This is a genomic window from Streptomyces sp. NBC_00448, assembly GCF_036014115.1.
Classification (GTDB): Bacteria; Actinomycetota; Actinomycetes; order Streptomycetales; family Streptomycetaceae; genus Actinacidiphila.
Genome location: NZ_CP107913.1, coordinates 374,996 through 389,790, shown reverse-complemented (window position 1 = coordinate 389,790; position 14,795 = coordinate 374,996). Strand labels below are relative to the sequence as shown.

Genomic DNA, 14,795 nt, shown 5'->3' with positions numbered 1-14,795 from the left:
CGCCTGCCGCCCCCGGCTCCGCCCGCTCGCCCCCGAGCGGCCCGCCCCGTTGACCCCGTCCGCCCTGTTCGCCCAGCCTTCGCGAAGTGAGGAATGTCGTTGTGAGTAGTGAGAAATCGTCCGTCCAGGACGCTGTGACGCTGTCGCCGCAACAGGCCGGGGCACGGGCGGCCGAGGTGCTGGACGAGGTGCGGGGCGCGGTGGTGGGCAAGCCGGAGCCGCTGGCGCTGGTGATGCTGGGCATCCTGGCCGGCGGGCACGTGCTGATCGAGGACCTGCCGGGCCTGGGCAAGACGCTGCTGGCACGCTCCTTCGCGACCGTGCTGGGGCTGGACTTCCGGCGTATCCAGTTCACCCCCGACCTGCTGCCGTCCGACGTGACCGGGGCGCCGTTCTACGACCAGCGGTCGGGCGAGATGGTGTTCCGGGCCGGGCCGGTCTTCACCCACCTGCTGCTGGCCGACGAGGTGAACCGGACCCCGCCGAAGACGCAGGCGGCGCTGCTGGAGGCGATGGCCGAGTCGCAGGTCTCCGTGGACGGCAGCACCCGGGCGCTGCCCGACCCGTTCGTGGTCGTGGCGACCGCGAACCCGATCGAGTACGAGGGGACGTACACCCTCCCCGAGGCGCAGCTGGACCGCTTCCTGCTGCGGGTGCGGATGGGATACCTGCCCGCGGGCGACGAGGTCGGCATGCTGCGGGCCCGGGTGGCGCGCGCGGCGCCGGAGGCCCGGCTGCGGCCGCTGTCGGGGCCGGCCGAGGTGCTGGCGATGCGGGCCGCGGTGGAGCGGGTCGAGGTCGACGACGACCTGCTGGAGTATGTGGTGGCGCTGGTGGGCGCGACCCGGGCGCACCAGCACGTGCAGGTGGGCGCGTCGCCGCGTGGCGGCCTGGCGCTGGTGCAACTGGCGCGCGCCCGGGCGGTGATGGCGCTGCGGGACTACGCGACGCCGGAGGACGTGAAGTCGGTCGCGGTGCCGGCGCTGGCACACCGCGTGACGCTGAAGCCCGAGCTGTGGGTGCGGCAGATCGACGCGGACGAGGTGATCCGGGAGATCGTCGCGACTGTGCCCGCGCCGCAGACGCTGCCCCGAGCCACCGCCTCGTCGTGACCGGGTCGGCGCCGCCCGGCGGCCCGCCCGCGCCCGGCACCACCGGCACCGGGGCCCGTATGGACCCGTCGGACCGGCGCGCGCGGGCCGTCGAACGCGCCCTCGGCGGCAGGGCGCAGGCGGGGGAGGGCGCCGCCACCCACGCGCCGCCCGAGCCGCCGCGCGGCTGGCGGGTCGGCGAACGCGCCCTGGGCTGGAGCACCGTGGCCGTGGTCGGCCTGGCGGCCGCCCTGGTCAGCGGGCACGCGTGGGTGCTCGCGCTCGCCGCGATCCCGCTGACGCTGCTCGCGGTGTCCCTGCCGCTCGGCCCCCGCCCGGGGCGGGTCGAGACCACCGTGCGGGTCGACGCGCGGCGCTGCTTCGAGGGCGAGCAGGTCGTCGCCAGGATCGCGGTGGCCCATGACGGTACAGTCGGCCGGCTCGACCCCGGGGTCATGCTCGGGCCGGGGGTGCGGTTGGACGCGCTGACCGTGGGTGCGGCCCATCTGGAACTGCGGTTCACCGCCGAGCGGTGGGGGCGGTGGACGTTGGGCACGGTGGACGTCGATCTCTATGACGCGGGGGGTGTGGCGCGGCGCACGGTGCGGGTGGATCTGGGTGAGGTGGCGGTCTTTCCGTTGCCGGCGGCGGCGGGGCTCACGCCGATTCCGGTGCGGTTGCCGACCCGGCTGGGGGAGCACGCGTCGCCGCAGCGGGGGGAGGGGATCGAGGTGATCGGGGTGCATCCGTACGTGCGCGGGGAGCGGCAGCGGCGGATCAACTGGCCTGCGACGACGCGGCGCGGGTCGCTGCAACTGCATCAGTTCGCCGCGGAGCGTGCCGCTGACACCGTGGTGATGCTCGACGTCCTGGGCGACATCCGTGATCCCGCGACGGGGCTGTCGTCGCTGGACGAGACGTTCCGTGCGGCGGCCGGCCTGGTCCGGGCGTATTTGCGGACGCACGACCGGGTCGGGGTGGTGGCGGTCGGTGGGACCACGCGGTGGCTGCAACCCGGCAGTGGCGACGGGTACTTCTACCGGATCGTGGAGAGCGTGCTGGAGGTCCGCAAGGACTTCGCCCACCGGGGCGCGGGACCGATCCGGCTGGCCCCCCGCGCGCTGCCCGAGGGCGCGCTCGTCTACATCTTCACCCCGCTCACCGACCAGCGCATCCTCGACGCGCTGCACCAGATCCGGGCCGGCGCCAACCCGATGGTCGTCGTGGAGATCCCCTCCGGTGACCCGCAGGTCGAACCCGGCGACGACCACGCGGCCATGGCGCTGCGGCTGTGGCGGGCCAACCGCCAGGCGATCCGGTTCGCGCTGACCGAGCGCGGCATCGCGCTGATCGCCCACCAGCCGGGCCAGACCCTCGACCTGGCGCTGGCGCCGCTGCTGCGCACCCGTATCCACGGAGGTTCCCGATGAGCCGTATGGCGGGCGGCCCGCGTGCCGCCCGGCTCGCCGTCCGCTGCGTGGGCACCGCGCTCGTGGTGGCCGCCTGCGACCCGCCGGCCGCCGTGCACGGCTCCAAGCTGATGGTGGCGCTGGTGGTGGTGGCCGCGGCCCTGGCCTGGTGGGCGAGCCCGATGGTCGACGAGCGGCCCGCGCAGACCTCGATGCGCTGGCCCGCGCTCGCGGCCCGACGCCGCTGCACCGTCCTGGCGGCCGCCTCGATCGTCATCGCCGCCGTGACCGACCCGCCGGTGTGGCTCGGCGCGTGCGTCGGCGCCCTGCTGCTGGCCTACCTGCTGCTCACCGACGCCTGGACCACCGGCGCCACCGCCCCCACCGGGCGCCCCGAGCCCGGTACCGCGCTGGTGACGGCGGCCGCCTGCGCGCTGGTCTTCCTCGCCGCGGAAGCGCCGCTGGCGCACACCTCGTGGGCCCGGCTGGTCGCCGCGCCGGCCGTCGCCGCGACCACCACCTGCCTGGCGCTGGCCCTGCGCCACCGCGGCGCGCCGGCCGACCGCGGCGGAGCGGCCGACCACGACGGGGCAGGCGGTCCGGGCAGTCCGGGCGGTACACGCCGTACGGGTGGGGCGGGCGGCGGCCCGGTCGCCGGCCGGTAGCCGCGCCGGCGGCGCCGCCGCGGCTGGAGCGGTTCAGCGCGCGGCCCCCCGCTCGCCAAGTGCCCCCTCTGTCATGTCGTGTTCGGCGTGCTTTACCGTTTGATCCGCGCCGTCCTCCGGCGCCGACGGACCAGCAGGCAGGGAGCACGCATGAAGGACATCACGCCGGTCGCCGACGGCTGGGAGCTGCGCCTTCCCGACCGCGGCAGCGTGCCCGCGCAGGTGCCCGGCTGCGTGCACACCGACCTGATGGCCGCCGGGGTGATCCCCGACCCGTATCTCGACCGCAACGAGACCGAGGTGGCCTGGGTCGGCCGCGCGGACTGGACGTACGAAACGGCGCTGCCGCCACTCGACGGGCCCGGCCACGAGCGCACCGACCTGGTCTTCGACGGGCTCGACACCGTCGCCGAGGTGCGGCTCGGCGGGCGCGTGCTCGGCACCACCCGCAACATGCACCGCGGCTACCGCTTCGACGTCACCGGCCGGCCGGACGCCACCGGCGGCACCCCGCTGGCCGTCGCCTTCACCTCCGCCTACACCGAGGCCGAACGGGTCCGCGCCCTGGTCGGCGACCGGCCGAACGCCTACCCCGAGCCGTTCCAGTACCTGCGCAAGATGGCCTGCTCCTTCGGCTGGGACTGGGGGCCGACGCTGGTCACCGCCGGGATCTGGAAGCAGGTGCGCGTCGAGCGCTGGTCCACCGCCCGGCTCGCCCGGGTGATCCCGCTGGCCACCGTCGACGCGGGCACCGGCCGGGTCGAGGCGCGGATCGACCTGGAACGCACCCCCTCCGGCACGGCACGGCCGCTGACCGTACGGCTGCGGGTCGGCGACACCGTCACCGAGACCACCGCCGCGCCCGGCACCGACCACCTCACGGTCGCCTGCGACGTGCCCGACGCCCGGCTGTGGTGGCCGCGCGGCTACGGCGAACAGCCGCTGTACGACTGCGAGGTGACCGTCCTGGACGGCGCCGACCCGCTCGACGCGTGGCAGCGGCGGATCGGCTTCCGCACCGTCGAGCTGGACACCGCGCCCGACGCGCACGGATCGGCGTTCACCCTGGTGGTGAACGGCACCGCGCTCTTCGCGCGCGGCGTGAACTGGATTCCCGACGACGTCTTCCCCAGCCGGATCGACGCGCGGCGCTACCGGACCCGGCTGGGGCAGGCCGTCGACGCGGGCGTGGACCTGGTCCGGGTGTGGGGCGGCGGGATCTACGAGAGCGACGACTTCTACGACGCCTGCGACGAGTTGGGGCTGCTGGTCTGGCAGGACTTCCTCTTCGCGTGCGCGGCCTACCCCGAGGAGCAGCCGCTGCGCGCCGAGGTCGAGGCGGAGGCGCGGGAGAACGTGGCCCGCCTCGCCCCGCACCCCTCGCTGGTGCTGTGGAACGGCAACAACGAGAACCTGTGGGGCTTCCGCGACTGGGAGTGGGAGCCGGAACTGGCCACCGACTCCTGGGGCGAGGGCTACTACCTCGGCGTGCTGCCGCGGATCGTGTCCGAGACCGACCCGACCCGCCCGTACTGGCCCGGCAGCCCCTGGTCCGGCTCCTGGCAGCACCACCCCAACGACCCCGACCACGGCACCGCCCACTCCTGGGACGTGTGGAACCGCACCGACTACACCGAATACCGCGACAGCGTCCCGCGCTTCGTCGCCGAGTTCGGCTGGCAGGCCCCGCCCGCCCACGCCACCGTCCGCCGCGCGATCGGCGACGAGCCGCTCGCACCCGACTCGCCCGGCATGCTGCACCACCAGAAGGCCGGCGACGGCAACGGCAAGCTCGAACGGGGCCTGGCCCGCCACTTCCCGGTCCCGGCCGACTTCGACACCTGGCACTACCTCACCCAGGTCAACCAGGCCCGGGCCGTCGCCACCGGCGTCGAGCACTGGCGCTCGCACTGGCCGCGCTGCGCCGGCACGATCGTCTGGCAGCTCAACGACTGCTGGCCGGTGACCTCGTGGGCCGCGATCGACGGCGACGGCCGGCCCAAGCCGCTCCACCACGAGCTGAAGCGGCTCTACGCCGACCGGCTGCTGACCTTCCAGGAGCGGGACGGCGCCCTGGTGCTCGCAGTGGTCAACCAGGCCGGGCAGGAGTGGTCCGACGGAGTGCTGCTGCGCCGCGTCTCGGTCGACGGCGAGGTGCTCGCCGAGGCCCGGGTGCCGTTCACCGCGGCCGCCCGCACCGTCGCAGACCTCCCGGTCCCCGAGCAGCTCCGGCCCGCGGCCGGCAGCACGACACAACTCCTCACCGCCGATGCGGATGCCGATCCCGATGCGGGCTCCGGCGCCGACGGGCTGCGCGCGTACTGGTTCCCCGCCCGCGACAAGGACTTCGCGTACCCGCGACCGCGCTGGGACCTGGAGCTGGATGTCCGCGGGGACGGCGCCGGCGGTCCGGAGCGGGCCGCGCCCGCGGTCGAGATCACCGTCACCGCCCGCACGCTGCTGCGCGACCTGCTGCTGCAGGCAGACCGGCTCGGCCCGGCCGCGACCGCCGACCGCGGCCTGACCACGCTGCTGCCCGGCGAGCGCGCCACCATCACCGTGCACGGCTGGCCGCACCCCACCGCCGAGGCCGCGACCGCCGCCCTGCACACCGTCAACGCGGCGGTCGTACGGTAGGCGGTCGTACGGTAGGTTGGGCGCGGCGCTGCAGCGCGCCCCGCGACGAGCCGAGGAGGTGGGACCGATCAACCGCAGCACCGCACACCGGTCGCTCCCACCGTACGGCCGCGCGCACTGACGTCGACGTCACGCGGCGCCGGCACGGCCGGGGGAGCGCAGCACGCTTCCCGAAAGGCACCCCACGCATGTCGGAACCCCTCGCCCGCTCCCCGCGACCGCTGTGGCCGCACACCGACGACGTCGTCACCGCACTGCGCACCGCCGGGTGCGTCTTCGCCGAGGAAGAGGCGAGCCTGCTCCTCGCGGCCGCCCGGACCCCGGACGAGCTGACCGCGATGGTGGCGCGGCGCGCCGGCGGGCTGCCCCTCGAACACGTCGTCGGCTGGGCCGAGTTCGCGGGGTTGCGGATCGAGGTCGACGCCGGCGTGTTCGTGCCGCGCCGGCGTACCGAGTTCCTCGTCGCCCGCGCCGCCGCCCTGCTGCGCCCGGGCGCGGTGGTGCTGGACCTGTGCTGCGGGTCCGGAGCGGTCGGCGCCGCGCTCGCCGCGGCCGTCCCCGGGGTGGAACTGCACGCGGCCGACCTCGACCCCGCGGCCGTACGGTGCGCCCGCCGCAACCTGCCGGGCGCGGGCGGGCGGGTGTACGAAGGGGACCTCTTCGCGCCGCTCCCCGCCGACCTGCGCGGGCGGGTGGACGTGCTCGCCGCCAACGTCCCCTACGTCCCCACCGGCGACATCCCCCTCCTCCCGTCCGAGGCGCGCGACCACGAGGCGCCGCTCGCGCTCGACGGCGGCGCCGACGGGCTCGACCTGCTGCGCCGCGTCGCCCGCTCCGCTCGCGCCTGGCTCGCCCCCGGCGGCACGCTGCTCTCCGAGACCAGCGAGCCGCAGGTTCCCCCCGCCCTGCGGGCCCTGCGCGCCGGCGGCTTCACCGCGACCACGGCCCACGACGCCGACCTGGACGCCACGGTCCTGATGGCGACCCGGGAGTAGCCCCGCGGGAGCCCGGTCGACTCGGGGCTACGGCAGGATCTTGATCGCGCTGGACCAGTTCAGGCCGAGCCGGTCCTGGAGCGTCATGTGCAGGAACTGGAACGCCTCCAGTTCCAGGGCCCGGCGCAGGGGGCCCGCGTCGACGGGGCGAAGTCCGCCGCTGCTGACGAGTTCGGTGACGGCGGACCGCGCCGCGTCGTCGTCCGTCGCGATGAAGACGTCCAGGGGCAGCCCGCCCACCTCGCCCGCCACCAGCGCGGTCGAGAAGGTCGTGTTGAACGCCTTGACGAAGCGGGCCCGCGGCGCCTCGGCCGCGATCAGGGAGACGGCGGCCTCGCCGGGCGGGGTGACGAGCGAGTCGAAGGTGGAGAAGTTCACGGGGTTGCAGATGTCCACCACGACCTTGCCCGCGAGGGCCTGTGCGTGCTCGCGGGCCACGGTCTTCGCCGCCTCGAACGGCACGGCGAGCACGACGATGTCGGCGCCGTCCAGCGCGTCGAAGTCGGCGCCGCTCGCACCCTCGCCGAGGTCGGCGGCGAGAGCGTCCGCCTTGGCCCGGGTGCTGTCCACGAGGCGGACCCGATGGCCGCCCGCCAGGGCGCGCGTGCCGATGCCGCGGGCCATCTTGCCCGCGCCGACGATCGTGATGTCCATGGGTGCCTCTTTCCGTGTGAAGGGCGTCGGGCCGCGGCCGGTCCGATCAGCGCGGGCGGCGCCGCGCCGCGGGTCGAGCGGTGCGGGGGAGCGGTACGGTCCGGTGACGCCGCCCGAGTACTCGACTCCCCGTCCGCGGAGAGGCGTTGAGGTCGGTGCGCGGCCGTCGTCCGACGCCGGCGACAAGTCGATGCCGTGCAGCACGGACGGGACGTGCCGGGTGACGCGCGTACCACCGGCGCCGGGTGGTGCCGCGCTGCTCCGGCTCCGGCCTGGTGGGTCGTCCTCCGGAAGACCGAGGACGGGGCGTCGGGGCAGGGACTTCGCGGACGCGCCCTGGGATGCCGGCGCCCCTGCCATCCTGCGGGAGGCCGCGGACGCCCGCATCCGGAGCGGCGACTCGGCGTCACCGGCGGAGCGCCGTACCCCGGGGCGACGACGTGTGCTTCCGGGGCCCGCGGCCGCGACAGGGCCGACGCCCTCTGGTTCGCGTCAGCCGCGGCGGGTCGGGATCGGCCGTCGCTCCCGTCGCTCCCGTCGCTCCCGTCGCTCCCGTCGCTCCCGCGCGGTCACGCGGTCGCTCGGTCACGCGCGTGGACCGGACGGACGGTGGCGGGTCAGTAGATCATCCGGAGGATCACCCCGGCCAGGTCGTCAACGGCGCGTTCCCGTTCGTCCTCGGGCAGTTCGACGATCTCCGCGAGCCTGTGGTCGCGCACGACCGACACCATGCGTGCGAGTACGGCGGCGTCGATGCCTTCGGGGGCGTGCCCGGCAGTCCGGTCGCGCCGGATCTTCTCCGCGACGCCGTCCACGAACCGCTGCTTCGCGCGGCCCATGAGCTCTTCCATCGGGGGGTAACCGCCGGCGAACCCGCTGGGCATGGCGCAGGCGAGGACCCTGCTGTTCTCCTGCCAGATCCCGGCCACTCGCCGGAGCTGTTCGCCCAGTTCGTCCGGGCTGGGACCGCTGCTGCCGAACCACACGTGCGTCTGGCCGAGGCGTTCCCACACCTGGTCCATCAGCGCGGCGAGCACCGCCTGCTTGGTCGGGAAGTAGAAGTAGAAGCTGGTCCGGGAGATGCCGGCCGCGGCGGCGATCTCGTCGATGGTGATGTCGGCCATCGAGCGCTCGCCGACCAGGCGCCGCGTCGCGTCGAGAATCCGCTCCTCGCGCATCTCGCCCTTGCTCGGCCGGCCGCGCCGCCTGGCCGGACGGACGCCGGTGTCTGATGCCATGCCCCGATCCTAGCCTCCCGTCCTGTGTTGTCGACGGTCGTCGGCAATAATCGACATCCGTCGAGTCCGCGCGTTACTGTGCTCCCCATGCCTGATGAACGAACCTCGGCCGGGGTCGAACCAGTGGTCCCGGCGCGCCTCGTCGTCGTGACCATGGCGGCGGCGGTCTTCCTTCTCTCCATGATCCAGACGCTCGTGGTCCCGGTGCTGCCGGAGATCGGTACGCAACTGGGCGCGTCGGCCACCGCCGTCGGGTGGGTCACCACCTCGACCATGCTCACCGCCTCCGCCGTGACGCCCCTGCTGGGCCGGCTCGGCGACGTCTTCGGGCACCGTCGGGTGATCCTCGCGGCGCTGGTCGTGACGCTGGCCGGCAGCGTCCTGGCGGCGGTCACGCACAGCATCGAGCTGCTGATCGCCGGGCGCGTCCTGCAGGGCGCGAGCTTTGGACTCTTCCCCCTCGCGATCAGCGTCCTGCGCCAGGCGCTGCCGAAGGAGAAGCTGACCGGCGCGATGGCGATCACCGCCTCCGCGCTGGGCGTCGGCAGCGGAATCGCCCTCGTCGCGACCGGCCTGCTGACACAAGGCGGCGCCGACTACCGGCGGATCTTCTGGCTCTGCGTCGGTATGACCCTGGTGGTGCTCGTGCTCTCCGCGATCGCGATCCCGCGGCTGCCCGGCCAGGGCGGCCGGGTCGACTACCGCGGGGCCGCGGTCCTGGGCGTCGGGCTCGTCTGCCTGCTCCTGCCGCTGTCCCAGGGGCACGCGTGGGGCTGGGGCTCGGTCAAGGTCATCGGGCTCTTCGTCGCCGCGGTCGTCATCCTGGCCGGCTTCATCGTCCTGCAGCGCCGTACCCGCGAACCCCTCGTCGCGTTCGCCCTGCTGGTCCGCCGGCCCGTCCTCGCGACCAACCTGGCCGCGCTGTGCATCGGCTTCGCGATGTTCAGCGTCTTCCTCGGGATCACCTACTTCGTGGAGACCCCGGACGCGGTCGCCGGGTACGGCTTCACCGCGTCGATCCTGCGCACCAGCGTCGTCTTCATGCTCCCCGGTGCGATCGTCTCGATGTTCACCGGACCGCTGGCCGGCCGTCTCGTCGCCCGAATAGGCCCGCGACTGGTCCTGCTGCTGGCCTGCGTCATCGGGCTGGTCGGCATGGCGCTGCTGGCCGTGCTCCACGACACGACCGCCGAGGTCATCGTCGGAGTCATCATCTGCAACGCGGCCATCGCCGTCGCGTACGCGTCGATGCCGACGCTCCTGGTCATGAACGTGGGCCCGCACGAGACCGGGGTCGCCAACTCGATCAACTCCATCATGCGCACCGTGGGCGGCGCCATCGGCAGCGCGCTCGTCGTCACGATCCTCGCGAGCCAGGTCGCCACCCACCGCCTGCCCACCGGGCCGGTCTCGCTCCCCACCGAGAGCGCCTTCGTCTGGACCTTCGGCCTGGGCGGTGCCTTCTTCCTGCTCGCCGCGCTGCTGGCCCTCTTCGGCATTCCCCGCACCAGCAGCAGCCGGCTCACCCCCACCGAGGAACGCGAGGAGGAGGCGCTGAGTCTCGCCGGCGAGTTCGCGTCCTCCTCGATCGACCTGCGCGAGGCATCCCCCGAGCGCGGCTGATTCGTCGATCGGCGGCGCCCGCGCGTCCCGACGATTCCCCTCTCCTCCCCGAGGCCGCCGAACCGGACCGACCGCTTCTTCGCGTTCCGGGAGCAGCGCTACGCGCGCGAGATCTTCCGGCGGTTCGGGGCGGCGGTCGAGTCGCCGATCGACCCGTTCAACCGGCACGCACACCGCGGTGACTTCGTCCCGCGGGTGCCGCCGTCGACGCGGGCGGTCGGCGAGTTCCTCGCCGGCCGGCGGCGGGAGTTGGCGCACGCCCGCAAGGAGGCGGTGGCGTGCAGGAACCATGTGATGTCGAAGTTGATCTACATCTCCGGGGTGCGGGCCTCGGAGCCGTGCCAGATGCGTGTGAAGGACCTGCACCGCCGGTTCGGCCCTCGGAGCGCCTGCCCCGGGATCCTGGGGGGCTGGCCGAGTCCGGTGGGGCCGGCGGTGACGACCTCGACGCTGCGGAAGGCGCTGCACATCGCGGCCGCGCACTACCTGTCGGGGCCGGTGGCTGGGCTCAAGGCACGCCTGCTCGCGTCGGAGAACGCGAACGGGGACCTCGCCGAACTCCGCGTCCAGGCACTCGCCCGGCTCTCGGCCCAGCACGCGGAGATCGTCCATCTTCGAGCCACGGTCACTCAGGCCCGGTCGGTGACGCGACGACCAGCCGCCCGGACCACCGTGATCGCCTCGTGCAGCCGACGTCCGGCGCGGTCACCGAGCAGACTCACCGCGCGGCAGCGCAAGCACCCGCGCGCTCGGGTCCGGCGCGTCCGGGTCCCGAACTCGATCAGTGATCAAGAAGTCGGCGAGCTCGAATGCTGCGGCATGCTCGTTCTCGGTCAGCAGGAACCTCCCTCCGACCTCGTCGGCCTCCCATCCGTGGGCCAGCGCGTATTCAACGACTGCCCGCGCATCGCGGGACGTCGGATAGGCGCCGTCCGTCGCGCAGGCGCCCCAGGGTCCCGACGGGGTCTTCGACAGCAGGTCCACCTGCAGCACTCGGCCGTTCTTCCCGGAGCCCCACACACGCAAGCGGATGACCCGGTGGCAGTCGCTATCGCCCTGCACATGGCCGATCGCGGCCGTCCATGCGCATCTGCGGTTGCCGACACGCAACACGCGCAGTCTCGTCTTCACGCCGTCCACCCTGCCTCGGAGTACCCAAGGACGCACGATGCATCCAGGCACATGGGCAGCGCCAGCGAATATCCCCACGGCACCGCCGACGGTCGCGTCTCCGGAAGAGGTGGAGCGGGTGGGACCTGATCCGGGGGTTCGTCCCGGCGTTCGGGTTGGCGCCCGCATGGAAAGACGGCCACCGGCTGATCTTCGAAGTGTCCAAGTTCCTCACTGAGGCAGACGGCCACCCCCGGCCGGCACGTGCACCCCAAGTAGCGTCACTCCAGGACCCTGAACCGCCTTCAAGATGGCGGCAGCTCAGTGTTGAGTCTGTCGGCAGGCACTCGCTCGATGCGGGTCCAGCCCCTCCAGCCCCGCTCCTCCAGGATCGCCAACAGCCGTGCGGCGTGCGGCGAGGAGTCGACCATGGTTGAGTCCAGCAGGTCGACGAACTGGTCGTCGATGCCGTCGTCGGCACCCACCTCGCCGGCCTCCACCGCGCGCATCATCAAGCGCTCCATGATGTCGGCGACCTCGACGATCCGCGGATCGTCGGCCGGCCGGTTTCGTGCGGTATCGCGCTGCAGGGCGCGGGGACGGTGCCAGGGGCGTGGTCCGGGGCACCGCCGTGACCCCGCGGTGGGGTCGGAAGCGGGCGGCGAGGGGGTGGGCCCGGTGGCGGGCTCCCTTCAGCATTGCGTGCCCGTTTTGTCCGTTCTAGCCTGGGAACGGCTGCGCGGGATCTCCGGTGCCGGGCTGAAGCCCACCGTGAAGGGCCCGCGGAGCGCCGCGGAGGGTCGCGGGCCGGCGGACTGGCTGGATCTCTGGAGGATTTGATGCGTGCCGCTGTTGCGACAGGAGTTCACGAACCGCTCGCCCTCACCACGCGTGACGTCCCCGAACCCGGACCCGGCGAGCTGCTGGTGAAGGTCACCGCGTGCGGCATCTGCTACTCGGACCTCAACCTCCTCAAGGGCGAGTACCCGTTCGCCGCGTTCCCGGTCGTCCCCGGGCACGAGATCAGCGGGGTGGTGGCGGCGCTCGGCCCGGGGGTGAGCCGGCCCGAGGTCGGGACGGCTGTGGGGGGCCAGTTCCTCCACGACTCGGACGGGCACTGCGACTACTGTGCGCGCGGCGAGCCGATCCTGTGCCCGCGCAAGCGGATCACCGGGGTGGTGGTCGACGGCGGGTACGCCGAGTACACCGTCCTCAAGGAGGGGTTCGCCACGCCCCTTCCGGCGGGCCTCGACCCGGTCGCCGCCGCACCGCTGATGTGTGCGGGTCTGACCGCCTTCAACGGCCTGCGGCAGGGCGGGGCGACCGCCTCGTCGAGGGTCGCCGTGGTCGGTGCCGGCGGCATCGGCGCCCTGGCGATCCGCTACGCCGTGGCGATGGGCGCCCGCGTCGCGGTGGTCGCCCGGTCGCGGCGCGGTGAGGACGCCGCCAAGGCACTGGGCGCGGAGCTGTTCGTGGCCACCGACGACCAGGACCCCGGCGAGACCCTGCGGGCGTGGGACGGCGGCGCGGACGTCGTCCTGAACGCGGCACCCTCCAACGCGCCCGCCGTCGCGGCGATGAGCGGGCTGGCGCCCGACGGCACTCTCGTACTGTGCGGCTACAACACGGAACCCTTCTCCCCGCCCGCCCAGTTGATGATCCTCAACCGGCTGCACATCGTGGCGAACCCGTCCGGCTCGCCCCATGACCTGCGGGACACCCTGGCGTTCTCCGCACAGCACGGCATCCTCCCCGAGATCAGCACCGTCGACCTCGAACAGGCGCCGTCCGTGCTCGACGCGATGGACGCGGGCACCGCCCACGGGCGCAGCGTCATCACCTTCACCTGACCGCGTTCTCCGCCCTCGTATCGGCCGCACCGACGTCCTGGCGGACGGGGGGCCCGAAATCGCTTCGCCCGCGCTCGGCCCGTCCGGTACGGTCGCGGGGTTGTTTTCCGCCGGGCGCCCACGGGTGGGCGAGAGGGTTCCCCGGCGGTTCCCCCGCGGTTCCCGGCTGAGAGCAGGTTGCGTGATGGCGTGTCGTATCGGTGAACTCGTGCTGGGTTGCCGCGACCCCGAGGTGCTGGCGCGGTTCTGGTGCGAGGTCCTGGACTTCGTCGTGCTCGATCGCGAGGACGACGGCTCGGTGGAGATCGGGCCGCGCGAAGGGTTCGGCGGTCCGCAGCCGACGATCTTCCTCAGCCGCAGGGACGAGCCGGAGCCGGGGAAGTCCCGGCTGCACATCGACGTCAACGCCACCGACCGGGATCAGGACGCCGAGCTCGAACGCCTGCTGGGGCTGGGCGCGCGCCCGGCCGACATCGGCCAGACGGGGGAGGAGTCGTGGCATGTCCTGACCGACCCCGAGGGCAATGAGTTCTGCCTGCTCAAGGCGCGCCTCAACCCCCTGTGAGACTCGTGGGTCCTGCCCCGGCACCAGGTTCCCGGCGCCCGCACGTCAGCCGGGGAGCCGTCGAGACGAGGGACGGACCTGGACTCCTGCCGCGCGTGCCCGGGCTGTCCAGCTCCCGGGCGGGCCGCCGACGACGGTGACCGGCACACCTTGCCGCAGGAACTGCAGGATCAGCGGCCACGCGAGGCCCGCCAGGATCGGCGCGCTGCCTTCGAGCGTGCGGGCCCACGCGTCGAGATCGATCGTGACCCCGCCCTGCGCCGGGGCGTCGGCCTGGCCCGGATCGGCCTGGCCCGGTTCGGCGGGGCTCGGATCGGCCTGGCCCGGATCGGCGGGGCTCGGATCGACCGCGTGGCCGCTTTCCAGCAGAAGGCGCCGGTTGGCCGCAAGGAAGTCGACGGGACGCCGCGAGGCGCTTCCCGTGCCGCCGGCGAGGGCTCCGGCAACGGCTCGGCCGGCGCTGTGGGTGACGCGCGCCAGGTCGTCGAGGGTCGGCGCCATGAAGTACCCGTCGATGTCGCTGTCGAGGATGCGGCTGATGGGGCCCCGGAAATCGGCGCCGTAGCTGTCGTCGGTGAACTCGGTGGCGAGGATGCGCGCTTGGGGGAACTGCCGGCGCAGGTGGCCGAGGAGCTGGGCGCTGGCAGGTGGGATGAGCACGATGTCGGCGTCCGGTCCGGCGTGGCGGATGTCCAGGAGGATGTGACCGGGACCGAGGCGCTGGGCAAGGGCGTCGTGGACGTGCCGCTTGAGCGCGATGGCGGTGACGACGATGATCGGCCCGCCCTCCGTGGCCTCTCCGACCAGTTCCTCGCCCCGGGCGTCCGCTCGGCTCTTGGGGACGGGAAGGGCGGGCTCGCCGGGCGTGGCGGGGGTGGTGGGCGTGGCGGGCGACTTCGGCCGGACGCGTTCGGACCCGCCCGCGTGGTCCTGCTGCTGGTCGGAAGCCATGGCACAC

The 14,795-nt window shown here is 73.8% G+C and carries 13 protein-coding genes; 8 read left to right on the top strand and 5 right to left on the bottom strand.

Translation table 11 applies throughout. The features are described from left to right. The first annotated feature begins 101 nt into the window (after positions 1 to 101). From OG370_RS01815 to OG370_RS01795, 5 genes are all read left to right on the top strand, one after another. Positions 102 to 1,112, top strand: coding sequence for an AAA family ATPase (locus OG370_RS01815; RefSeq protein WP_328459847.1), 1,011 nt, complete (start codon positions 102 to 104; stop codon positions 1,110 to 1,112). Next, a complete protein-coding gene (locus OG370_RS01810; protein ID WP_328459845.1) occupies positions 1,109 to 2,521 on the top strand; it encodes a DUF58 domain-containing protein in 1,413 nt (470 codons plus the stop codon). The genes OG370_RS01815 and OG370_RS01810 overlap by 4 nt, the downstream gene beginning before the upstream one ends. Next, a complete protein-coding gene (locus OG370_RS01805; RefSeq protein WP_328459843.1) occupies positions 2,518 to 3,165 on the top strand; it encodes a hypothetical protein in 648 nt (215 codons plus the stop codon). Before OG370_RS01810 ends, OG370_RS01805 begins: the two co-directional genes overlap by 4 nt. A 150-nt stretch (positions 3,166 to 3,315) precedes the next feature. Beyond that, positions 3,316 to 5,802: a glycoside hydrolase family 2 protein gene (locus OG370_RS01800; RefSeq protein WP_328459841.1), complete on the top strand. Its 2,487-nt coding sequence runs from the start codon at positions 3,316 to 3,318 to the stop codon at positions 5,800 to 5,802. A 188-nt stretch (positions 5,803 to 5,990) separates the two neighbouring features. After that, entirely contained in the window at positions 5,991 to 6,797 is an 807-nt protein-coding gene (locus OG370_RS01795) for a putative protein N(5)-glutamine methyltransferase (protein ID WP_328459839.1), read from the top strand. Positions 6,798 to 6,824: 27 nt separating this feature from the next. Here OG370_RS01795 and OG370_RS01790 read toward each other — a convergent pair whose 3' ends face one another. Further along, on the bottom strand, positions 6,825 to 7,451 hold the full coding sequence (locus tag OG370_RS01790) for an NADPH-dependent F420 reductase (RefSeq protein ID WP_328459837.1): 627 nt from the start codon (positions 7,449 to 7,451) through the stop codon (positions 6,825 to 6,827). 617 nt (positions 7,452 to 8,068) lie between these two features. Continuing rightward, positions 8,069 to 8,689, bottom strand: a complete 621-nt coding sequence (locus tag OG370_RS01785; protein ID WP_328459835.1) for a TetR/AcrR family transcriptional regulator — start codon at positions 8,687 to 8,689, stop codon at positions 8,069 to 8,071. Positions 8,690 to 8,776: 87 nt separating this feature from the next. Between OG370_RS01785 and OG370_RS01780 the strand changes: the two genes are divergently transcribed. Continuing rightward, positions 8,777 to 10,312 carry an MFS transporter gene (locus tag OG370_RS01780; protein WP_328459833.1) on the top strand — a complete coding sequence of 512 codons (1,536 nt, stop codon included), beginning with the start codon at positions 8,777 to 8,779 and terminating at the stop codon, positions 10,310 to 10,312. A 705-nt stretch (positions 10,313 to 11,017) separates the two neighbouring features. Here OG370_RS01780 and OG370_RS01775 read toward each other — a convergent pair. Further along, a complete protein-coding gene (locus OG370_RS01775) occupies positions 11,018 to 11,443 on the bottom strand; it encodes a hypothetical protein (protein WP_328459831.1) in 426 nt (141 codons plus the stop codon). A gap of 284 nt (positions 11,444 to 11,727) precedes the next feature. Further along, entirely contained in the window at positions 11,728 to 11,946 is a 219-nt protein-coding gene (locus OG370_RS01770; RefSeq protein WP_328459829.1) for a hypothetical protein, read from the bottom strand. Positions 11,947 to 12,261: 315 nt separating this feature from the next. Between OG370_RS01770 and OG370_RS01765 the strand changes: the two genes are divergently transcribed. Together OG370_RS01765 and OG370_RS01760 are read left to right on the top strand one after the other, a co-directional pair. Then, positions 12,262 to 13,272 carry an alcohol dehydrogenase catalytic domain-containing protein gene (locus tag OG370_RS01765; protein ID WP_328459827.1) on the top strand — a complete coding sequence of 337 codons (1,011 nt, stop codon included), beginning with the start codon at positions 12,262 to 12,264 and terminating at the stop codon, positions 13,270 to 13,272. Positions 13,273 to 13,456: 184 nt separating this feature from the next. After that, on the top strand, positions 13,457 to 13,837 hold the full coding sequence (locus tag OG370_RS01760) for a VOC family protein (RefSeq protein WP_328459825.1): 381 nt from the start codon (positions 13,457 to 13,459) through the stop codon (positions 13,835 to 13,837). Positions 13,838 to 13,882: 45 nt separating this feature from the next. On the opposite strand, the gene OG370_RS01755 is transcribed toward OG370_RS01760, so the two are convergent. Continuing rightward, positions 13,883 to 14,788 carry a hypothetical protein gene (locus tag OG370_RS01755; RefSeq protein ID WP_328459823.1) on the bottom strand — a complete coding sequence of 302 codons (906 nt, stop codon included), beginning with the start codon at positions 14,786 to 14,788 and terminating at the stop codon, positions 13,883 to 13,885. Positions 14,789 to 14,795: the final 7 nt, after the last annotated feature.